This window comes from Bradyrhizobium sp. 61 (assembly GCF_023073075.1).
GTDB lineage: Bacteria > Pseudomonadota > Alphaproteobacteria > Rhizobiales > Xanthobacteraceae > Bradyrhizobium > Bradyrhizobium barranii.
This window is the reverse complement of the sequence record NZ_JADPIU010000064.1, coordinates 89,674-109,935: the sequence shown is the minus strand read 5'-3', so window position 1 is coordinate 109,935 and position 20,262 is coordinate 89,674. Positions and strand designations below refer to the sequence as shown.

The window sequence follows — 20,262 nt, the reverse complement described above, 5'->3', positions numbered from 1 at the left end:
GATCCTGCCGACCGAGCTGGCCGCCTCGAGACCTCGCGTCTGGGGATAATCATTGTCATGCGAATGAAGGATGACCAGTCCCATGCCGCTACCTAGCGTTCGTCGTGTGTAATTCGGTCGGTCTTGACGTTCACTGCTCATCAAGAAGGACGCGGTGCAACGCGATGAGGTCGGTGTTTTGCGGCGCCGATCGCGGGTTCGTCAGGGCCGACTGCTTGAATGACATGAACTGAGCTTGAGGGAAAGCGATGAACCTGTTGCAGCACGACGGGTCGGATGGCATTCGAGATCCGGACGCCCGCCCCATGATTTCGGTGGCCATACCAACCTTCCGTCGACCGGATATGATACGCCGTACGATTGAAAGCGTGCTGCAGCAGAATTACGCCGACTGGGAAATGGTGATCAGCGACGACGAAGGTCCAAAAGGCGTCAGTTGGAGCATTCTGTCTGAATACGCTCGGAGCGATTCCCGTATTCGAATTGTCCAGAACCACCGAGGACGGGGCCAGGTTGAGAATACGAACAGCGCGATGCTCGCATGCCGCGGTCATTGGATCAAAGTGTTGCATGACGACGACTGGCTGGTGCCGGGATCGCTCGAGACTTTTGCGGAATTGGCCAGGACGTACCCCACCGCTGCGTTCATGACCTCCACATCTCATCTCGTTCAGGATGAAGGCATAAAATATCGCCGGGGAGGGCAGGTCACGCTGTATTCGAGCCAGCAGTGCCTGACTGATCTCTATTTGGTCGGCAAGACCCGGGTGCTGGGAATTGTTCCGTCGACCCTGCTGATCAACAGCGAGGTCATCCAGGCGGGTTGTCTGATGCGAAACTACAAGTCGATCCGGTGGGGAGTGGACCAGCTGTTCTTCGTCGACCTCGCCTGTCATGGCGACATGGTGGCGATCGACGATGGCTTGATCTTCTACGATATGACGGACCACGCGAACATTACCGCTTCCAAATCGTTCTCTCAGATCGATGAGGAGACCCTTGATCTCAAGAATCTGACCTGGAGCCTGGTCGAGGACAAGCAAGGGCTTCCGGATCCCGAAACGGTCGTGCGTGCATTGCGGGTTGCAAGATTGCGCGGAAGATTTCGCCACCAGTCCTGGGGGGCGACGATCCGGGACGCGCTCCAGATCCTGCGTCCCTCGGTTATCAAGGCAGCCAACAAGGCGATCCGGGCGCGAGCGCGTACATCGGCAGCGGGCTCATTAGCTCGTGTGGGTCACGCCTGACGGAGCCGCCGCCGATCATTATCGGGACAAGGCGCTGGTCCGATCGGGGGCATCGAGACGTGTTACGAAGTCGAACACGGGGCCGCCCGCTACCCCCCAATTGCTCGACCAGATCACCTGGGAACCGTCAGGCGACGGCGAGCCGTGAGTCTCGCTCCAGTAGTCGTGCGGGACGTTGCGTGTGTACGCAATGCGTCGGAATTCCCCACTGCCGTCAATTCGCAGAGCAATGACTTCCCGAGCGAAGGGCGCAAACTTTGGTAGCTGGGCGATCTCGGCTGGATCGCCGCCATAGCTTAGAATCACCCAGCCGGGCCAGTGGATCGCGCGCGTGGACGCATGCGAGGCCTCTCCACGCGGAGCAAGGGCGGTAACCACGCCGTCATCCAGCCGGCGCTTGATCACCTGGTATATGTCGGGATCAGCTTTGCTGATTCCGACGTATATCTCGCGTCCGTCTGTGTCCACGGCCATGTCGCCATGACTCGGACGATGATGTTCGGTCCAGCTCTGCACCAGATCGCCTGCGACGGTATAGATGAATGCCTCATCCTTTCCGTCGACCCAGCGGCTGCATCTGATGTAGCTGCCCAGGGCAGATATCTCGCAAACGCCGTCTCGCCCGGGCAGTTTCCCCACTTCGATATCCGGAAACTTCTGTCGGCTCACGAGGTCAAACGCGAATGCGACGACGACGCCGTCGGCGCGCGTGCCCCGCACGGCGATGCGCCGGCCATCCTGAGAGGGATTGCCCTTGCCCGGTCCGAACTGAAGGCCGCGATAGCCCTCGGCCATCAGCATGATCTCTTCGGCATTGGTTCGCGGCGTCCAGAGCGAGATCTTGCGCCCGATCACGCATATCATGCGCTCGGGATCGCGCGGGTGCCATTCGCACTCGTCTTCACGCTGCCGGCGGAACAGCGGAACGTATGTCCGTCCGTCCAGAAAGCAGAGCCCGTTACAACCGTTGGCGATCAGAAGCAGAGTCTGGTCTGCGTTCCAGGCCTGCGCGCTCGAATATCGGTGGGTGCAATAGGCTCGTTGGCAGGCCAGGCCAGCGCCCAAGGGCCCCGGGGTTGTTATCCGGACGATCGTGGCGCCGGTGTCGGGATCGGTGACCGGAACGAGATAATCGGGCAAGTTCATGCTGCTGGCAGTAGTCAGCTTGGTCTTTGCAAGCGTCTGTGCGGCGGCGATGCCCGCCAATGCAAGCACGACGGCCACGGCGCCGGCCAGGCCAATTCGCGTGTAGAGGGACGGAGACATCCGTATCTTGCTCCATGGCAAGCAGGGGGCTCGGATCATCCGGGTGGGCAAGCGATCGATACAAGGTTCGATGCTTGCCGGTCACCAGGCTCCTGCGGGGACCAGGACTATTGGTTCGACGATGCGTTCTAGCCGCTCGGTCCCAGCGCGCATCATTTGAATGCAGGAGACGCCCCACGAAATGTTGCCGCTCAACGGGCAGGTTCTGATCCTCTCGATCGATAGATCAGTCCGGCGCGGTTAGCCGGGCGGCGCGTATAGGCGCCGCCCGGCATTTGTTGAGGGCTTGATGGGCGTCAGGCCGATCCGCCAAGCTAGTCCGGCTCTGCGGCGCCGATTTCGTGACGTCCGCGGTCGCTTGACACGAGGCTGAGCGTAGGTTCCCGATCGATTGACAACGGCAGCGCGTGACCATTCGAGACCCGCACCAGTGATCCGTTGTTCATTCCCCAAATTGCGGCCTGCGTCCTGTTCTGGACCCGTATCTTGCGCAGGATCGCCTTGACGTGAACCTTCACGGTCGCCTCGGCAATATCGATCTTTCGCGCAATGCACTTGTTGGAATTGCCCTCGATCAGATAGGAGAGAATCGCCCGCTCTCGCGGTGACAGATGAGGTGCTATCCGTTCTTCGGCCGCAACGAGGAGATTTGATCGCTCTTCGATCACTGGCTGAAGCTGAGGCTCGCGATCGAAACCGCTATCGAGCACGAATGACAGGAAAGCCGGTGGAAACACCGTCTCGCCCATCGTCACGAGTTCGATGGACTTGATGAAAGCGTCGCATGAATTGACGTCGACGAAATAGCCGCTGGCGCCGGCCTTGTAGGCCGCGATCAACTCATCCGGCCGGTAGTGGTCCGAAACGATCGCTACGCGCGCATCCGGATAGTTCTCTCTTACAAATCCGATGTGCTTCATGGCTGCATCGAATTCGCCGGTGCTGTGGATAATCACAAACAGGAGCTGCTGATGTGCCTGGAGTGTGCTTGTAATTTCATCGGTGCTCGAGGCCGACACCGCAATTTGAAAATCTGCCGCATGCAGTATTTGAGAAATTCCCTCTCGCAGCAAAATGTTTCGTCCGATCAAAACAACTTTGCAGGATTGCCGCCTCCTCATCTTACCCTCCGCAACCAACGCAATGACACAACTTGAATGAAAAACACGCAGGAAAAGGAACAAAGCATTGCATAGCCCGTTTTTTCTGATTTACAGAAGTCGGGCGCCGTTTAGTTAATAATTGCTGAAGGTTAGATTCGATCTTTCGATTTTGCCTATATACCTTTCGTTATAGGCCGATGGGTCCCCAAGCTGTTGGTGAATGGTCGTCGGAGATTGACTTGGGGGCGAAAGAGAATACTGATTCAACCTTTGAATGTTCGCCCTGAGCGGGTGAATCCGTTCGCGAAAGCCTTGCTCCATCGCGATGCTTTCGAACTTGCCAAGTGGCAAGACCGCTCTCCAGCGGTTGTGAGCCGAGACCACCGGGTTCATACGGCCCTTTGATCCGGCGAACTTGATGTATATTGCGATCACAGACTCGTGCGGTTATTTGCCTCATGGGTCCGCTACGCCAAATGATACTTTAGGGAATTGCTCGAAGTTTATTTGTTGGTGATCAATTGATGTTGGAGCGGCAAGGGCGGGGGCCTGTAGCTTCAATCGCGGGAATTTTGGGGGCGGCAGGTTAGGGAGCGCCCGATGCGTCGTGCGACTGTAGTGATTGCAGACCGACACCCAATGGTTTTGCAGGGTCTCGCAAGTGTTCTCGGTTCAGAATCCGATTTTGAGGTCGTTGCATCCTGCGGCGATGCTGCGAGTTGCATCCAGGCAATTTTGACGCTTGCGCCCGACATAGCGATCATGGATGCGGCAATGCCGGAGCTGACCGCGCTGATGAACAATTCGCTCAGCCATTCGGACAGCCGACCAACGCGGTTTGTGTTCTTCGCGCCCAGCGAGGACTATGATCTTGTGTTGGCGGGCGCCCCCGCCGGGTACAGTGTCCTTCTCAAGGAGATGACAGGCCAAGCCGTGGTGCAAGGCTTGCGAGACATTGCCAACGGCCAGACCGTTGTTCCGTTATCACCCACCGATCAGGCCGCGCCTCGCGAGCAGAGTCCGAATCCGGAAAGTGCGCTCGCGGTGCTCACCGAGCGCGAGCGGCAGATCATGCGCCTGGTCTCTCGTGGCCTGTCCAACAAGGAAATCGGCCGCCGGCTCAACATTGCGGATGGCACCATCAAGGTCCACCTCCACAACATTTTCCAGAAGCTTGAAATCGGCAATCGCACTGCGCTTGCTGCCCTCGCCATCTCGCAGGATGACCGCGCCAATTCGGCGCAGGACAAACCGGCGCATGCTGGATCGGATCCGGTGCCCGGGGAGCGCTAAGACTTCATATCGCACTGTTTGCAGTGCGATATGCGGGCATTTCGCCGAAGCCCAGCCGAGCGACTATTGCACCTTCAGATTGCGCAAGCGCCGGCAGAGCTGCGTTTTCGGTCTCTTATCCCTCGATGGAGAACTGAAGAACGAACAGCGACCGGCCGCCAAGCTCGGGGCTGTCGCTGACTTCCACCTGCCAGGAAATGTAATGCAGGAGTGGGTCCATCACGTCGTGCTTGAGGATCTCGCCGCTCAGTTCGATCGCAGTAGTCCGTGCCGCGGAAATGTCGGGGAGATCAAGTCCGACATCGTCGAGCACTGAATGACCGTCGTGGATATGAAAGAAATACCGCGGCATGGATGTCTCCGGACAACGCGAACATTCCGATGACTGCAGCGAGCCCCCCGCATCACGGTCGAGATTTCGCATCGCAGGGGCGCGCATAGCAAGCGGCTATTCTAGGAGGGCTCAATCATCATTGATGGGTACCCCGACGTTGATCTCTATGATCACGAATTCAGAATGAACAATTGCTTCTCGAGGACTACGATGATGTTGCGTCGACGGAGCCCACTTCGGCGCAGCGTTGCGGCCCCGGCCCTGCGAATCCCCAATGCCCCCGCCGGGGCCGCGCTCTTTTCGCAAGTCCCGCCTGGTCGTCCATCACCGCCGCGCAGAAATTGCAACCGATACGCCGATCGCTCGGGAGCGGACGGTTTGACCCTTGGTGAGATGATCTCGAAAAATCATATCCGGTAGTAGTCGCGATACCAGCGGACGAAATTGGATATGCCGGTTTCGATAGGGGTGGAGGGCGAAAACCCGGTATCGCGCATGAGATCGCCAACGTCGGCAAACGTTTCCGGAACATCCCCAGGCTGCATTGGCAGCATTTCCTTCGCCGTGGTTCGTCCCAGCTCTTTCTCGATCAATTCGAGGACGTGCATCAGCGCTTCCGGGCGGTTATTGCCTACATTGTAGAGCTTGGCCGGTGCGCCCGCCGCATCGGCGTTGTCCTCCGGAGCGCGCTCGATCAGCCGCGAGATGACGCGAGTGACGTCGTCGACATAGGTGAAGTCGCGCCGCATCCGGCCATGGTTGAAGAGCTTGATCGGCTTGCCTTTGACGATCGCGTCGGCGAACAGGAATATCGCCATGTCGGGCCGGCCCCACGGGCCGTAGATCGTAAAGAACCGTAAGCCGGTGACCGGGAGCCGGTACAGGTGGCTGTAAGAATGGGCCATCAGCTCGTTGGCTTTCTTCGTCGCGGCATAGAAGCTGACGGGGTGGTCGGTTTTATGCCGGGTCGAAAATGGCAACTCGGCATTGGCGCCGTACACGGACGATGATGATGCGTAGATCAAATGACCACAGGCGTTATGCCTGCAGCCTTCGAGGACGTTGAGGAACCCCTCAAGATTGGCGTCGACATAAGCGTGCGGCTGATCGATCGAATGCCGGACGCCGGCCTGAGCGGCTAAATGGACCACTCTCGCAAAATGATGTTTTGCGAACAACTCGGCCATCGTCGACCGATGTCCGAGATCGATCTCCACGAAGGAGAAACGCGGATCGCGGCGAAGAATGTCGAGACGCGCACGCTTGAGGGCGGGATCGTAGTAGCTGTTGATGTTGTCCAATCCGACGACCCGGCGCCCGTCATCGAGCAGTCGACGGGCAACATGAAAACCGATGAAGCCAGCAGCTCCGGTCACCAAAACGTCGTCGGCAACTTGCTCTGAGCGAGATGACATTCGCTGTCCAAGTTAGATGAAGTCGAACGGCGAAGAAGGCGCCATCGATCGCAGAAAGTTAACTCTCAATCGAACCGCATCTCGATTGCGCAAATGAGCACACCTGACGATGGCGGCGGAGCCGAGCTGCCAGCAGCCGCTCGAACGGATTACTCCGTGCATCCCCGCCACTGTCTCAAATTCCAGGGGCGTAGCGTATGTAATGTCCGAGCGAACCCCGTCATCATCCATTTGCATGAAGATGAAGCCAGGCAAACCTGCAGAGTTGTTTCAGCGGCGGGCTTGCCCGACGTGGCCGTCGGCTTGGAGTACGCGCTGTCGAACGATCGACGTCGGTGACTTGAGCGCAAACGGCGTGGTCAGGGGTGCTTGCGATGAAGATGGTCCGTGTTGATGCTCTCGGCGCGAATGTATCGAGCATCGGTTTCGGCTGCGCGTCGCTCGGGGGACGCGTTGGGGCTCGCAGGGGGATCGAGGGGCTCGAGCGCGCATACGACGCCGGAATAACCTGGTACGACGTGGCGCCTTCGTATGGCGATGGGATGGCCGAGTCTATTTTGGGCCAGTTCGTATCCAGCAAGCGCGGCAGCGTCCATATCTGCACAAAGGTCGGGATGCGCCCGCGTGATACCTCCGCCGTTAAGCGGATCCTGAAGCCGATCGCGCGCGCCGCTCTTACGGTGTTTCCCGGGATCCAACCGCGCCTCTCCGCAATGAAGTCCAAGCCCTTCAAAGTGCCGCTATCGGCCGAGCTGATCAGGACGAGCATCGAGGATAGCCTGAGGCGACTTCGCACGGATTATGTAGATGTGCTTGCTCTCCACCGTCCCACCCGCGAAGAGGTCGTTCGCGAAGACATCATTCGAGCGGTCGAGCGCATCGTCCAGGACGGGAAGGCCCGCGCCATTTCGATTGCGGGCAATAACGAGGGTGGAATTGACGACCTCCATGAATCGCTACCATACCGGCTGATACAGATCGCGAATAATCCGCTCGAGCCGAATCTTCAGAGGTCGACGGAGATTGCGCGGCGCAGGACGTTTGTCACGTATGGATCATTTTCGAGCGTCGATCCGCTTGTCGCGAGGCTGGGATCGGAGAAGGAAATACTGAACGGCCTTTACGAGATGGGATACCGGGGTGACCTCACCGAGATCGCTGCTGCCTTCGTCGTGGATTATGCGCTGGCAACGAACTCGGCAGGGATCTCACTGTTTTCGATGTTTCGGAAAGAGCATCTCGCGTTCAATCTGCGCCGGTCAGCGCAAATCCCGGCGCTTCATCAGCTCAATCGCATCGCCGCCGAGCTCTCGAGCGGGCCGCGGCAAACCGAACGATTGGTCATGCGTGCGTCGGTGTAACGATCAAGTGCGGAGCTTATGGGCATGAGGTCTACTCCGTCATCATCATACAATCGGCGGCTGCGCGTGCTAGAATTCGCGTCCCACGATACTACTCGCCAATGTTGTCGACGATATTCGACAGGCGCGCGGACGGCCGGGAGGCGGCTAGCTTGAGCGTCTCGCCGAAGCACGCGCAGCAGGCAGGCCAAAGGTGAGGGGGCCAGGCCGCTGCCGTCGCGTTAGGAGATTGCCCGCGATCGCGGTTGCGCTTGGTGGGCCCGTTGATAGATGCTCGGAGAGAGGCCATGTGCGGAATTGTTGGTGTCGTCGGGCGGGGCCCAGCCTCTGCTCTCCTTTTGGATGCGCTGAAGCGGCTTGAATATCGCGGATATGACTCGGCCGGTATTGCCACTCTCGAGGACGGTTCGCTGACGCGACGTCGTGCGGTCGGAAAGCTCGCGAACCTCAAGAGCAGGCTCGACTCGGAGCCGCTTGCCGGGCGGATCGGAATTGGTCACACCCGCTGGGCAACGCACGGCCGTCCCGATGAGACGAATGCGCATCCTCACATGGTTGACGGCGTGGCGATCGTGCACAATGGGATCATCGAGAACCATCGAGAGTTGCGCAATGATCTCAAAGCGGCCGGTGCACATTTTGCGACCGAAACCGACTCCGAAGTGGTTGCGCATCTCGTTAGCCGCGAGCGGAAGAACGGATACGAGCCGGTCGCAGCGGTGCGTAAGGTGCTCCCGCGCTTGAACGGAACGTTCGCGCTCGCCTTTCTGTTCGAAGGGCACGACAATCTCCTGATCGGTGCCCGAAAGGGCTCGCCGCTTGCTGTCGGCTACGGTTGTGGCGAAATGTTCCTGGGTTCGGATGCGATGGCGCTCGCGCCTCTGACGGACATTGTCGCCTACCTTGAGGACGGCGATCTCGCCGTCGTGACCCGAGAGCAGATCGAGTTTATCGACGTGAACGGCGCGCGCCTACGTCGTACGTCGGCCAAAATCGCTGGTGCCGCCGTGATTGTTCACAAGGGCGAGCATCGCCACTTCATGGCGAAGGAGATTCACGAACAGCCGAAGGTGGTTGGGCAGACGCTTGCGCAATATATCGCGCGCGACGGGACAATCAGGTTGCCGGCGGGCGTGGATGTGGACTTCGGGACAGTCGATCGCGTGTCGATTGTAGCTTGCGGGACTTCCTTCTACGCCGGTCTGATTGCGAAGTACTGGTTCGAGCGCTACGCCAAGCTCCCGGTCGAGATCGATGTTGCATCGGAGTTCCGCTATCGCGACGTCCCGTTCGGCGCGGGTAATCTGGCGATTTTCGTGTCGCAATCCGGCGAAACGGCCGATACGCTCGCCTCGTTGGAGTTCGCCAAGACCCACGGCCAGCGCGTTCTCGCTGTCGTCAACGTGCAAACCTCGACGATGGCTCGTTCGAGCCACATCGTAATGCCCACATTGGCCGGTCCGGAAATAGGAGTCGCATCGACAAAGGCGTTCACCTGTCAGCTGGCAATCTTGCTCTGCATTGCAATCGGTGCCGGTCGCAGTCGCGGTGTGCTCTCGGCCGAAGACGAGCGCTCACTCGTCCGGGCCCTTGCCGAGATTCCAGACTATATGGCCCGCGCGCTCGAACTGGAGCCGAAAGTCCATGAGCTCGCGCGTGAGATCGCCAGGGCCAGAGACGCTCTGTTCATAGGCCGGGGCACCAATTATCCGCTGGCATTGGAGGGAGCCCTCAAGCTCAAGGAGGTCACTTACATTCACGCAGAGGGCTATGCGGCCGGTGAGCTCAAACATGGACCGATCGCGCTGATCGACAAGGGCATGCCGGTCATCGTCATTGCGCCGTACGACGCGACGTTCGAAAAGACCATGTCGAACATGCAGGAGGTGATCGCCCGTGGGGGCCGTATTATCCTCTTGACCGACGAGAGAGGTGCTTCGCACGCCGCGTCCAGTGGTTGCTCGGTCCTGGCGTTGCCGGATATGCCCCCGATCGTGGCGCCGCTGGCTCTCGCGGTGCCGCTACAGCTCCTTGCCTATCACAGTGCCGCGATTATGGGGACCGACGTGGACCAGCCGCGGAATCTCGCGAAGTCGGTGACCGTCGAATAGTCGGTCCGGTCGCGCCACTTGCGCTTCAGAAAGAGGTGCTGTCGAAAGCAGGTTGCTGGTCTGACAGACCGGGACGCTCCGAAATGGGTGCCTCTTTCGACCAATCCGCGTTCTCGGCGGCTCGGGGTAAAATCTAGTGGCCTTCGGGCCCAGGTTAAGCACCGACGTTCGCAGGGCAGGCGGCCCCGCTATATTGTAACCGCGTTGGCGGGGCCGCTGCTGCCAAGAAACGAGCTAGGACTTAGGGGGCCGCTTCCATCCGGCGAAGCGAGTGGGGTTTCCCGGGGCGGTGCGGTTCGGACTTGAGATACGCAACTCCTCAGAACCAGCCGCCTTGCGCGCGCTCCGCAGCCGGATCCTCGCAGACTCTTCGGCATCAGGCGGCAAGGGCAGCCCGTTCAGGGAGTAGTCCTTTCGGGTTATTGGAAGACCGTTCCGCTTCGAGATAGCTTCAGACAAGCCCGTCCGGTCGACGAGCTCGTTTGGCATGCTACGTGCGCTTCGCGAGGGATCATGTCGGTTTTGACGGGAACGGCCGGCGCGGACATTCGACGCGGTGATATGATCAAAGTCATCAAAGGGAGGCTGTTCCCGGCGCTCCTTTACGAGCAACATGAGGGCGGCGCCGCCGAAGATATTCCCGAGGGCGCCCGTGCCTATTGCCTCAAAGACAAAGTCTGGCGAACGATGCCTCCGGGCTTCCGCCCCTCCTAGAGCTTGTTGGCAAACCAGCATCGCAAAATGGCCGAGCGAGGCTCGGCCAAGTCGTGAGCGGGGCGGCGCCGCAACCTCCGCGGTAGGTCTGGACCGACGGCGGAGCGCCGTGTGTGCAGACTAGCTGCAGCTCAGCGGCAACGGCTGGTCGGGGTGCAACTCGTACCAATCGTAGCAATCTGGATAGGCGCCGTAGAATCCGTATCCGGGTCGATAGCGACCAAAGTGGTGGAACGCATGCTGGCGCAGGCCGATGCCGCCGGCGCCGGCATGACTGCCGAATCCGAGATGTTCGCCGCCAAAGCCTCCCTCATGCGCCATGCCGCCGAAATGCGCGCCGCCGCCGCCGAAGCCCATATGTCCGCCGCCAAAGCCACCACCGCCAAAACTGGCGTGGCCGCCGCCGCCAAAGCCACCACCGTGGCCCCCGCCGCCACCGCCGCCGCCGTGCGCCTCGGCCGCGCCGATGGCCAGGGTCGAGGCAAGCGCCGCTGTTGCCAAAATCATGATTGCTCGTTTCATGGGACACTCCTTTCGTGTCGATCTGCCTGGTCATCCATGCAGTCCGCTTCCGCGTGGTGCCGTCGCCGAAGCTCTTGATGGCAAGGCTCGTGATGAAAGGAGAGGTAGGAGCGATGCGCAGCATTCCCACTAAATTCGACTTCAGGAACGAGGCGCGCCGGTAGGGAAGATGATCCTGCCGCGGGGGACGCGGCCCACAAAGGGGCGGGCTGAACGTTCCAGCCCGCCCCCGTCGTTCGATGAGGAGCGGCCGACCGAGGCGCCCGGCCGGCCAGGGAAATGCCGCGATCAGAAGCTGCCTGTGCCGGGCTCGCAAGGCACGTTGTTGCCGGTCCACGGCGCCGTCGCGAAAGCGCCGACGCGCGGCGCGGGAACGCAGACGCGGCCTCCCTGCTGATAGAAGGGCGCATCCGGTGCGGCCGTATCGGTTGTCATCGCGGGCTGTCGCATGACGGAATGGTGCTCGCGCGCCATGACGGGTCCCCCGAGCACGGCGGCTGCAATCAATCCCGTCGACAAGAGTTTGAGAGTGGTCATTTCGGCTTCTCCTTTGATGACATCAGGCCGACCAAGCGGCTCACCATCAACGTATGGACGGCCGGGCGTCATCCAAATGCACGAATTGCTCACCGGATTTCAACGGCCTGTGAGCCGGCGCGGCGCTGCAAGCACGATCGTGCGAATGCGCAACATCCGTTGCCTTGAGAGTAACGGGGAGCGCATCGCAGGCATATGTTCATGAAAGCGCAGTTCAGAATGGAGGCGGAAGATGATCATGACGACAGCGAGACGTATGGCCATCGCGCTGGCCCTGTTGGCGACGGGCTCGGCGCGCTTCCTGAATCGCTATTTAGTGGTGCCCCATGCTCCGCAGGACTATCTCGTCAGACAACGAGTGGCCTATGGCAGGCTGGCGCGGCGCCGCGCGTCCAGAGCGGGCGGGCATTGAACATGACGCTCCGGACCGCCGAGCCCGTGCTCCTCCGCCGCAGGCCGAAACGCCTCGCAGAACGTGGGAGCAGGATCATGACGCGGATTCTTCTGATCGAAGATGATGCCGAAACCGCCGAGGTGATCGTCGCCGAACTCGCCGATCGCGGTTTTGAGGTCCAATGGGCCCCTGACGGCGTCGACGGTCTCGATCGGGCGCGCGCGGCGTGTCCGGATGCAATGATCGTCGATCGCATGCTGCCCGGAATGGACGGGCTGACCGTCATAGAGGCCCTGCGCAAGGATCGGGTCGGGACACCGGTGCTAGTTCTGAGTGCGCTCGGTGCCGTGGACGATCGGGTACGCGGATTGCGTATGGGGGGAGACGACTATCTCACCAAGCCGTTCGCAATCATCGAGCTCGTCGCACGCATAGAGGCATTGTTGCGCCGTCCGATGGACAGCCGCGAGACCACGCTGCATGTCGGGCCGCTGGAGCTCGACCTGATCGAGCGGACCGCGCGAAGGGACGAGCGCGAGATCGATCTGTTGCCGCGCGAGTTCCGCCTGCTCGAATACATGATGCGCCGGAGCGATCAGTTGCTCACGCGCGCGATGCTGCTCGAGGAGGTCTGGAACTACAAGTTCGTACCGGCAACGACGAATCTGATCGACGTGCATATGGGCCGGCTGCGCCACAAGGTGGACGGTCCCGGCGATACGCAGCTCATCCACAATGTTCGCGGCTCCGGCTTCATTCTGCGTTCGCGCGCATAGAGACGCGAAACCCAGGGGCTTGCGGAGCACATCTCGGACGAATATCGAGTGCCGGTTCGATGCGCAAAATTCAGTTTATCCGTTCGAACACGTTCCTCTGGGCCCTGGCGGTGGCGGCCGCATTTGCGCTGTTCGTGGTCGGGCTGTTCGCGTTCACCTATTGGAAGCTCGACGACTATCTGATCGCGCGATCCGACCGCATGATCGCGACCCGGATCAACTTCATCGCCGATTTGCCGCCGGGGCGCCGCATCGGAGCGATCTCCGATCATCTCGAGCAGGATTCCAGAGGCGTGCAGTACGCGGGACTTTTCAACGGTGCCGGCACCCGGCTTGCCGGCAACATCGACAGCTTGCCGCGCGCACTCGATCTCGGCGGAGCGGCGCAGGGTGTGCGGCTCGACCTCATTGAGAAATCGGCGGTCCACGGACCGGTCATCAGGGTCGTGGGCAGGCATCTTGAGAACGGCGATGTCCTGGTGATGGGACGGAATGTCGATGAGACGCGCGAGATCTCGAGTGTCGTGGGGCAGGCACTCGCGCTCGGCCTGCTGCCGGCGTTCTGCCTCTGTCTGCTGGCCGGAGCGTGGCTGAGCGTTCGCGCCCAGAGACGCGTGGAGGAGGTGAACCAGCGGGTGCAGCGGATCGTGGCCGGGGAGTTGCGCGAGCGGCTTCCGGAGGACAATTCCGATGATCCGTTCGCGCGACTGGCCAGGATCGTCAACGGCATGCTCGCCGAGATGGAGACCATGATCAACGCGCTTGCCGGTGTCGGCAACGATATCGCCCATGATCTCAGGACGCCGCTCACGCGCGCACGCCTGGCGCTGGAGCGCGGCCGAACGCATGCGACCACCCTGGAGCAGCTCCAGGAGGTTACGGACAAGGCAATGGCCGGAATCGATCAGTCGCTCGCGATCGTCACCGCCTTGCTGCGCCTCACCGAGATCGAGAACAGCCGCCGCACCGCCGGTTTCGGTAACGTTGCGCTCGACGAGATCCTGCGCGAGGTGTGCGACGTCTATGAGCCCATCGCCGAAGACAAGGGTATCGGGCTTGGCGTCGTCATCGATCGCAATGTGCAGGTGTGGGGCGATCGGGACCTGTTGTTCGAAGCGATGGCAAATCTCGTGGACAATGCCGTCAAGTTCACGCCGCCCGGCGGCCAGGTGAGGCTCGAACTGGTGTCGGAAGACGACACGGCGCTCGTGCGCGTAAGTGACACCGGACCCGGCATCAGCACGCAGGAGCGCGAAGCGGTGCTGCGGCGATTCTATCGTTCCGACAAGATGCGCAATACGCCCGGGGTTGGGCTGGGACTGAGCCTGGTGGCTGCCATCGTCAAGCTGCATGGCTTTCGATTGATCATCGGTCCGGCTCCCGGCGGGCGGATCGAGATCCTTGCTTGGACCGGGAGGGCGAGGAAAGCCGCCGCATGCCGGTCCCGGACCCCAACTCTCGCAACCGTCAATCAGATGTGATGCCCCTCATGATGCGCGATGTTCTCGATGCCATGACATGCCGAGTGACATGCCGAATGTCTGAAGGCGAATTCAGGTTTGTTACGCTCAATTCAGTGGCCTCCGCCTTCGGAGGCTTCCTAGAGTCCGCTCGCCGGTTTCGTATGTAGGAGTGACAGATGCAGATCCGCCACGAAGGCGCGAGGGATAGTGCCATGGCTGTCGCGGCCGGAGCCCCATCGCCCTCCTTCCTCAGCGCCTATTCCGCGGCCATCAAGCGCTATGAACTGCTTGAGCCCGGTCACGAGCAGCAGCTTGCACGCCGCTGGCGAGAGACGCGGGACCGTGGTGCCGTGAACGCGCTCGTCACGAGCCATCTCCGGCTCGCAGCCAAGGTGGCGCGCGGCTACAAGGGGTACGGTCTGCCCTTGGCCGATGTGATTGCGGAGGCAAATCTCGGCCTCGTCATCGCGGCGTCACGCTTCGAACCCGGCCGCGGTGCGCGGTTCTCCACCTATGCGGTTTGGTGGATCAAGGCCTCGGTTCACGAATACATCCTGCGCTCCTGGTCTCTGGTCAGGATCGGCACGACGGCAGCGCAGAAGAAGCTGTTCTTCAAGCTCCGTAGCGAGATGAGGAAAGCCGCGGGCGGCGCGATGGCGGCGCTCACGCCCGATGTCGCCGAGACGATCGCGGAAAGGCTCGACGTCACGGCGCGTGAGGTGATCGAGATGGATTCCCGCCTGAACGGTGACATGTCGCTGAATGCGCGCGTTGGCGACGACGAGCAGGGAACCGAATGGGAAGCGTTGCTGGTCGATCAGGCGATCGACGCGGAGACGGTGCTCGCCGATCATGAGCAGACGGAGCGCCGTACCAACGCCTTGCGCGTTGCGCTGGGCATGCTCACGGCGCGCGAGCGTCATATTCTGGAGGCAAGGCGGCTGGCGGAATGCCCGGTTACGCTGGACCAACTCGGCTTCGAGCTTTCGATCTCCAGCGAGCGGGTTCGGCAGATCGAGATCCGCGCCTTTGCCAAGGTCAGGCGAGCCGCAATTCTTGCCGCGCAGGATGCGGCACGCAAGCGCCCCGACGGCGCCTCGGGCTCGCGGCCGCGGGAGCTCACCGCTCCATGAGCGATCGAGAAGTGGTGATGCCGGTACGAATGATGTCTGTCCTGCCGCGGAGCATCTGAATTCGTTTTCATTTGAACGGATGCTCTCCCGTCCTCATCTGTTTAATGATCCCGCGCAACTTGCTTCAGGCAGAACCACCATGGGAATTGTTCGCTTCGCGCTACGGTTTCCGCACACGTTCTATGTGCTTGCGGCGCTGATCCTGTTTCTCGGTGGCATCGCGATCTGGTCGATGCCGACGGACATTTTTCCGGAGATCCGCATTCCCGTCGTCACGGTGGTGTGGAGCTACACCGGCCTGTCGACGCCCGAGATGGAGCAGCGGGTCAGCACCTACAGCCAGTATTCGATCAGCGCCAATGTCAGCGGCATCAAGAACATCGAGGCGCAAACCCTCAACGGCCTGTCGGTTCAGAAGATCTACTTCCAGCCGGACGTGAATCTCGATCTCGCGATCTCGCAGATCGTATCGGCAACCAATGCGATCCGCGCCCTGATGCCGCCGGGCATTCAGCCGCCGATCATCGTGCAGTTCAATGCATCGAGCGTGCCGGTGCTGCAGCTCAGCCTCGAGTCCAATAGTCTGAACGAGCAGCAATTATACGATTTCGGTATCTACCGTATCCGGCAGCAATTGGCGCCTGTTCCGGGCGTGACGCTGCCCACGCCTGCCGGCGGCAAGTACCGCCAGATCATGGTCGACATCGATCCGAACAAGCTCCTGTCGCGCGGATTGACGCCGCTCGACATCGTCAATGCGGTGAACACCCAAAATCTGACGCTGCCCACCGGGACGACGAAAATCGGCGACACCCAGTACACCGTTCGAACCAACGCCACGCCAGCCTCGATCAAGGATCTCAACATGATCCCGGTCAAGTTCGTGAACGGGGCCACGATCTTCCTGAAGGACGTTGCCCAGGTCCGGGACGGCTCCCAGGTCCAGCAGAACATCGTGCGCGAGGACGGTCATCGCGCCGTCCTGCTCAGCGTGATCAAGAACGGAAATGCCTCGACGCTCGCTGTCGTCAACGGGGTGAAGAAGGCCTTGAGTTCGATTCGCGCGTCGGCTCCTGCGGGGCTGAAGATCAACGAGCTGTTCGATCAGTCGGTCTTCGTCACCCATTCGGTCGATGGCGTGCTGCGCGAGGGCGCGATCGCGGCCGGCCTCACGGCGCTGATGATCCTGCTGTTTCTGGGATCGTGGCGATCAACGCTGGTCGTCTTGATCTCGATCCCGCTGGCGATGCTGTCTTCGCTGGTCGTGCTGTATTGTCTCGGCGAGACCTTGAACACGATGACGCTCGGCGGGCTTGCACTCGCGGTCGGCATCCTGGTCGACGATTCCACGGTGACGATCGAGAACACGCACCGGCTCTGGACCGAGGAAGGCATGCCGTTGCCCGATGCGACGCTGCACGGGGCGGCTGAAATCGCGGTGCCGACGCTCGTCTCCACGCTCGCGATCAGTTGTGTGTTCACCTCGGTCGTATTTCTGGAAGGGCCGGCCAAATACCTCTTCACCCCGCTGGGCCTGGCGGTGGTGTTCGCGATGCTGGCGTCATATGCGTTGTCGCGAACGCTGACGCCGATCACCATCGGCCTGTTGCTGAAGGGCGAGCGGCGCCATGGCGAGGGCGGAAGCCCGTCGGGCATGTTCGGCCGCGCCTCTGCGATGTTCGAGCGCGGATTCGAACGCCTGCGCGACGGCTATTCCGATTTGCTGTTGACGTTGCTTCGGCGTCGCGTCGTCGTGCCGATCGTCGCGGTGCTGGTGCTGGCCCTCGGCGCCATCATGTTCGTCTATGTCGGCAGGGACTTCTATCCCCTGATCGACGGCGGCCAGATCCAGCTCCACGTTCGCGCGCCCGCGGGCACTCGCATCGAGAAGACGGAAGCAATCTTCCAGGCGGTCGAAGACAAGATCCGCCAAGTGATTCCGGAGCGGGACCGGGCGCTGATCGTCGACAATATCGGGCTTCCGGCGCGTCCCTACAATCTCGCATTCACGGACGGCTCGACGATCGGTGTGAACGACGGCACCATTCTCGTGTCGCTCAAGGATGGGCACAAGCCGACCGCGGACTACGTCAGGAAACTGCGCCAGGTGCTGCCGGCGGCATTCCCGGAGGACACGTTCTATTTCCAGGCGGCCGACATCGTGACGCAGATCCTGAACTTCGGTCTTCCGGCACAGATCGATGTCCGCACGGTTGGCTACGGCGCCAACAATCTGGCCGTGGCCAAGGAGCTGCAGAAGAGCCTCGCGGCGATCCCCGGTGTCGTCGATGCGCATCTGCAGCAGGAAGTCGATGCTCCGGCGTTCTATGCCGACATCGACCGCACGCGGGCCGCCCAGCTCGGGCTCAACGCCAGCACGGTGGCGACCAATATCAATGTCAGCCTCAGTTCGTCGGCGCAGGTCTCGCCGAACTTCTGGACCGATCCGACGTCGGGCATCCCGTATTATCTGGCCGTGCAGACACCCGAATACAGGGCCAATTCGCTGAACGCACTGGGAAACACACCGGTGTCGGCCTCGCTTGCCGCGAGCGGGCAGACGGTGCCCGGCCTCCTCAGCAATGTCGCGACGTTCAAGCGGGGGAGTGTCCCCACCAATTCGAACCAGGCCAACGTCCAGCCGGTGTTTGACGTCTATGCGAGCGTCCAGGGTCGCGATCTCGGCGGCGTAGCGGCCGATATCAACAAGGTCACGTCCACACTCCAGAAGCAGCTCCAGCCGGGTAATTCGATCCAGGTCCTGGGACAGATCCAGAGCATGAATCAGTCGTTCCGCAATCTCGGAATCGGCCTGCTGTTTGCCGCCATCCTGGTCTACCTGCTGATGGTCGTGAACTACCAGAACTTCGGTGATCCCTTCGTCGTCATCATGGCGCTGCCGGCGACCTTGTGCGGCATCTTGACGATGCTGTTCATCACCGGAACGACACTGAACGTGCCTTCGCTGATGGGGGCGATCATGGCGGTCGGCGTTGCCTCCGCGAATTCGATCCTCCTCGTGACGTTCGCGCGTGATGAGCAATTGAAGGGACATTCCGCGTTCCAGGCGGCGCTGAGCGCGGGCCGCACCAGGATCCGTCCGGTCCTGATGACTGCTGCCGCGATGATCGTGGGCATGATCCCGATGGCGCTCGGAGGTCCGGGCGAGGAGCAGAACGCCGCGCTCGCGCGCGCGGTGATCGGCGGACTTCTGTTCGCGACCCCGACGACTTTGCTGATCGTGCCGTACCTCTTTGCCATGCTGCGCAAAGGTAACGATGGCAAGCCTCACCACGGCGTATTCGAGGAGCAACCGGAATGAGCGACGTTCGTGTGCGGACCAATGACGACGAGGCGAGGGACCCGCCCGATGCGGAGAGCCGCCGCATCGTCGAGCTCCCCGGCAAGGCCGCGCCATCCGGACGCCGTTACGGCGGCGCGCTGCTCGGAGGAGGGATGCTTCTGCTGCTCGCGGGCGGTCTCGGCATTGGCGGCTGGCGGCACTATCAGGCGGCGCGTGAGGTCGCTGCAGTGGCGGAGCAGGTGAGAACCGCCATTCCGGAAGTGCGGGTGGCGGTGGTCCGGCCCAGCGGCGACCTGATGAAGGTTACCTTGCCGGCGACGACGACCGCGTTCGAGGCAGCCAATATCTTCGCGCGGACCAGTGGCTATATCGAAAAGCGCTATGTGGATATCGGCGACCGGGTCAAGAAAGGCGATCTTCTCGCGGCAATCACCGCTCCGGAGCTCGACCAGCAGATCGCCCAGGCCCAGGCGACGTTGGCCCAAAACCAGGCCGCCTTGCAGCAGGCGCAAGCGAGCCGGGAGCTTGCCGACGTCACCAACGCGCGCGACAGCAATCTGGTCAAGCAAGGCTGGCTGACGGCACAGCAGGGAGACAACGATCGTCTCACCCTGCGCGCACAGCAGGCGGCTGTCGGCGTCGCCCAGTCGAACATCACGGCGCAGGAGGCCCAGATTCGCGTCCTCCAGCAGGAGAAGGCCTATCAGCGCGTGGTGGCGCCGTTCGACGGCGTGATCACACAGCGCAACGTGGACAATGGCAGCCTGGTGCAGGCCGGGTCGACCTTCATGTTCACGCTGATGCATTCCAATGTGATCCGAACCCAGGTTTTCGTGCCGCAGGACGAGGCCTTCGGAGTTGGACCGGGCGTCGACGCGGATATTCGCGTCCCCGAGATTCCGGGGCGGACGTTTCCGGGGAAAGTCACACGCATCGCAAGCGCACTGCAGCCGGGAAGCCGAACTCTGCTGACCGAGATCGACGTGCCCAATCCGGACGGTGCCTTGAGTCCCGGTATCTACTGCACGGTCGAGCTGTCGATCCCGCGCAAGACGCCGTCGATGACCGTCTCGTCCGATGCGCTCGTCTTCGATCAGAACGGTCTTCATGTCGCGGTCGTGCGGAATGGCACCGTTCATCTGCAGCACGTCTCGATCGCACGGGACTTCGGCACCACAGTTGAAGTGCGCGAAGGCCTCCAGCCCGGCGACCAGGTCGTGCTCAATCCGGCGGTGAACCTGGCGGAGGGCAGCAAGGTCAACATTCGCAAGGTCGAGGTCAGTTAGGAG

At 61.3% G+C, this 20,262-nt stretch carries 17 protein-coding genes; 11 read left to right on the top strand and 6 right to left on the bottom strand.

Annotation, left to right across the window (positions count from 1 at the left end):
* The first annotated feature begins 248 nt into the window (after nt 1-248).
* Nucleotides 249-1,247, top strand: a complete 999-nt coding sequence (locus IVB46_RS22385; protein ID WP_247308924.1) for a glycosyltransferase family 2 protein — start codon at nt 249-251, stop codon at nt 1,245-1,247.
* A gap of 18 nt (nt 1,248-1,265) precedes the next feature.
* On the opposite strand, the gene IVB46_RS22380 is transcribed toward IVB46_RS22385, so the two are convergent.
* Both IVB46_RS22380 and IVB46_RS22375 read right to left on the bottom strand, forming a co-directional pair.
* Nucleotides 1,266-2,513: a hypothetical protein gene (locus IVB46_RS22380; RefSeq protein WP_071915345.1), complete on the bottom strand. Its 1,248-nt coding sequence runs from the start codon at nt 2,511-2,513 to the stop codon at nt 1,266-1,268.
* 314 nt (nt 2,514-2,827) lie between these two features.
* The gene (locus IVB46_RS22375) at nt 2,828-3,634 is read right to left on the bottom strand and encodes a response regulator transcription factor (RefSeq protein WP_085401020.1); all 807 of its coding nucleotides are present in this window, start codon (nt 3,632-3,634) and stop codon (nt 2,828-2,830) included.
* Between the two features lie 582 nt (nt 3,635-4,216).
* Here IVB46_RS22375 and IVB46_RS22370 point away from each other — a divergent pair.
* Nucleotides 4,217-4,909 carry a response regulator transcription factor gene (locus IVB46_RS22370; protein WP_075019340.1) on the top strand — a complete coding sequence of 231 codons (693 nt, stop codon included), beginning with the start codon at nt 4,217-4,219 and terminating at the stop codon, nt 4,907-4,909.
* Nucleotides 4,910-5,024: 115 nt separating this feature from the next.
* Here the strand turns inward: IVB46_RS22370 and IVB46_RS22365 are convergent, their stop codons facing one another.
* The gene (locus IVB46_RS22365; protein ID WP_028147263.1) at nt 5,025-5,261 is read right to left on the bottom strand and encodes a hypothetical protein; all 237 of its coding nucleotides are present in this window, start codon (nt 5,259-5,261) and stop codon (nt 5,025-5,027) included.
* A 389-nt stretch (nt 5,262-5,650) separates the two neighbouring features.
* On the bottom strand, nt 5,651-6,658 hold the full coding sequence (locus tag IVB46_RS22360; RefSeq protein ID WP_247308926.1) for an NAD-dependent epimerase: 1,008 nt from the start codon (nt 6,656-6,658) through the stop codon (nt 5,651-5,653).
* A 374-nt stretch (nt 6,659-7,032) separates the two neighbouring features.
* On the opposite strand from IVB46_RS22360, the gene IVB46_RS22355 reads away from it, so the two are divergent.
* The 3 genes from IVB46_RS22355 (at nt 7,033) to IVB46_RS22345 (ending at nt 10,844) form a co-directional block, all read left to right on the top strand.
* Nucleotides 7,033-8,019, top strand: coding sequence for an aldo/keto reductase (locus IVB46_RS22355; protein ID WP_247343501.1), 987 nt, complete (start codon nt 7,033-7,035; stop codon nt 8,017-8,019).
* 287 nt (nt 8,020-8,306) lie between these two features.
* Nucleotides 8,307-10,130, top strand: a complete 1,824-nt coding sequence (gene glmS, locus IVB46_RS22350) for a glutamine--fructose-6-phosphate transaminase (isomerizing) (RefSeq protein ID WP_247343498.1) — start codon at nt 8,307-8,309, stop codon at nt 10,128-10,130.
* Between the two features lie 513 nt (nt 10,131-10,643).
* Nucleotides 10,644-10,844: a hypothetical protein gene (locus IVB46_RS22345; RefSeq protein WP_063984312.1), complete on the top strand. Its 201-nt coding sequence runs from the start codon at nt 10,644-10,646 to the stop codon at nt 10,842-10,844.
* A 120-nt stretch (nt 10,845-10,964) separates the two neighbouring features.
* On the opposite strand, the gene IVB46_RS22340 is transcribed toward IVB46_RS22345, so the two are convergent.
* Together IVB46_RS22340 and IVB46_RS22335 are read right to left on the bottom strand one after the other, a co-directional pair.
* Nucleotides 10,965-11,366, bottom strand: a complete 402-nt coding sequence (locus tag IVB46_RS22340; protein ID WP_247308933.1) for a hypothetical protein — start codon at nt 11,364-11,366, stop codon at nt 10,965-10,967.
* 288 nt (nt 11,367-11,654) lie between these two features.
* Entirely contained in the window at nt 11,655-11,903 is a 249-nt protein-coding gene (locus IVB46_RS22335) for a hypothetical protein (RefSeq protein ID WP_071915339.1), read from the bottom strand.
* A gap of 232 nt (nt 11,904-12,135) precedes the next feature.
* Here IVB46_RS22335 and IVB46_RS22330 point away from each other — a divergent pair, with 232 nt between their 5' ends.
* The 6 genes from IVB46_RS22330 to IVB46_RS22305 all read left to right on the top strand — a co-directional run bounded on the left by IVB46_RS22330 (nt 12,136) and on the right by IVB46_RS22305 (nt 20,259).
* Entirely contained in the window at nt 12,136-12,315 is a 180-nt protein-coding gene (locus IVB46_RS22330) for a hypothetical protein (protein ID WP_247308935.1), read from the top strand.
* A gap of 77 nt (nt 12,316-12,392) precedes the next feature.
* Nucleotides 12,393-13,073, top strand: coding sequence for a response regulator transcription factor (locus IVB46_RS22325; protein WP_014496376.1), 681 nt, complete (start codon nt 12,393-12,395; stop codon nt 13,071-13,073).
* A gap of 59 nt (nt 13,074-13,132) precedes the next feature.
* A complete protein-coding gene (locus tag IVB46_RS22320) occupies nt 13,133-14,554 on the top strand; it encodes an ATP-binding protein (protein WP_247308939.1) in 1,422 nt (473 codons plus the stop codon).
* Nucleotides 14,555-14,748: 194 nt separating this feature from the next.
* The gene (gene rpoH / locus IVB46_RS22315; RefSeq protein WP_208089358.1) at nt 14,749-15,669 is read left to right on the top strand and encodes an RNA polymerase sigma factor RpoH; all 921 of its coding nucleotides are present in this window, start codon (nt 14,749-14,751) and stop codon (nt 15,667-15,669) included.
* 139 nt (nt 15,670-15,808) lie between these two features.
* Nucleotides 15,809-18,991 (top strand): efflux RND transporter permease subunit, encoded by a 3,183-nt coding sequence (locus IVB46_RS22310; protein ID WP_247343495.1) that lies wholly within the window; start codon nt 15,809-15,811, stop codon nt 18,989-18,991.
* Nucleotides 18,988-20,259 (top strand): efflux RND transporter periplasmic adaptor subunit, encoded by a 1,272-nt coding sequence (locus IVB46_RS22305; protein ID WP_247308943.1) that lies wholly within the window; start codon nt 18,988-18,990, stop codon nt 20,257-20,259. Before IVB46_RS22310 ends, IVB46_RS22305 begins: the two co-directional genes overlap by 4 nt.
* Nucleotides 20,260-20,262 lie beyond the last annotated feature (3 nt).

Bases quoted from the DNA above. Each gene is read 5' to 3' on its own strand.
- rpoH (WP_208089358.1), top strand. From the start codon at position 14,749: ATGGCTGTCGCGGCCGGAGCCCCATCGCCCTCCTTCCTCAGCGCCTAT.
- IVB46_RS22340 (WP_247308933.1), bottom strand. From the start codon at position 11,366: ATGAAACGAGCAATCATGATTTTGGCAACAGCGGCGCTTGCCTCGACC.
- IVB46_RS22380 (WP_071915345.1), bottom strand. From the start codon at position 2,513: ATGTCTCCGTCCCTCTACACGCGAATTGGCCTGGCCGGCGCCGTGGCC.
- IVB46_RS22305 (WP_247308943.1), top strand. From the start codon at position 18,988: ATGAGCGACGTTCGTGTGCGGACCAATGACGACGAGGCGAGGGACCCG.
- IVB46_RS22360 (WP_247308926.1), bottom strand. From the start codon at position 6,658: ATGTCATCTCGCTCAGAGCAAGTTGCCGACGACGTTTTGGTGACCGGA.
- IVB46_RS22375 (WP_085401020.1), bottom strand. From the start codon at position 3,634: ATGAGGAGGCGGCAATCCTGCAAAGTTGTTTTGATCGGACGAAACATT.
- IVB46_RS22310 (WP_247343495.1), top strand. From the start codon at position 15,809: ATGGGAATTGTTCGCTTCGCGCTACGGTTTCCGCACACGTTCTATGTG.
- IVB46_RS22345 (WP_063984312.1), top strand. From the start codon at position 10,644: ATGTCGGTTTTGACGGGAACGGCCGGCGCGGACATTCGACGCGGTGAT.
- IVB46_RS22370 (WP_075019340.1), top strand. From the start codon at position 4,217: ATGCGTCGTGCGACTGTAGTGATTGCAGACCGACACCCAATGGTTTTG.
- IVB46_RS22325 (WP_014496376.1), top strand. From the start codon at position 12,393: ATGACGCGGATTCTTCTGATCGAAGATGATGCCGAAACCGCCGAGGTG.
- IVB46_RS22365 (WP_028147263.1), bottom strand. From the start codon at position 5,261: ATGCCGCGGTATTTCTTTCATATCCACGACGGTCATTCAGTGCTCGAC.
- IVB46_RS22355 (WP_247343501.1), top strand. From the start codon at position 7,033: ATGAAGATGGTCCGTGTTGATGCTCTCGGCGCGAATGTATCGAGCATC.
- glmS (WP_247343498.1), top strand. From the start codon at position 8,307: ATGTGCGGAATTGTTGGTGTCGTCGGGCGGGGCCCAGCCTCTGCTCTC.
- IVB46_RS22320 (WP_247308939.1), top strand. From the start codon at position 13,133: ATGCGCAAAATTCAGTTTATCCGTTCGAACACGTTCCTCTGGGCCCTG.
- IVB46_RS22335 (WP_071915339.1), bottom strand. From the start codon at position 11,903: ATGACCACTCTCAAACTCTTGTCGACGGGATTGATTGCAGCCGCCGTG.
- IVB46_RS22385 (WP_247308924.1), top strand. From the start codon at position 249: ATGAACCTGTTGCAGCACGACGGGTCGGATGGCATTCGAGATCCGGAC.
- IVB46_RS22330 (WP_247308935.1), top strand. From the start codon at position 12,136: ATGATCATGACGACAGCGAGACGTATGGCCATCGCGCTGGCCCTGTTG.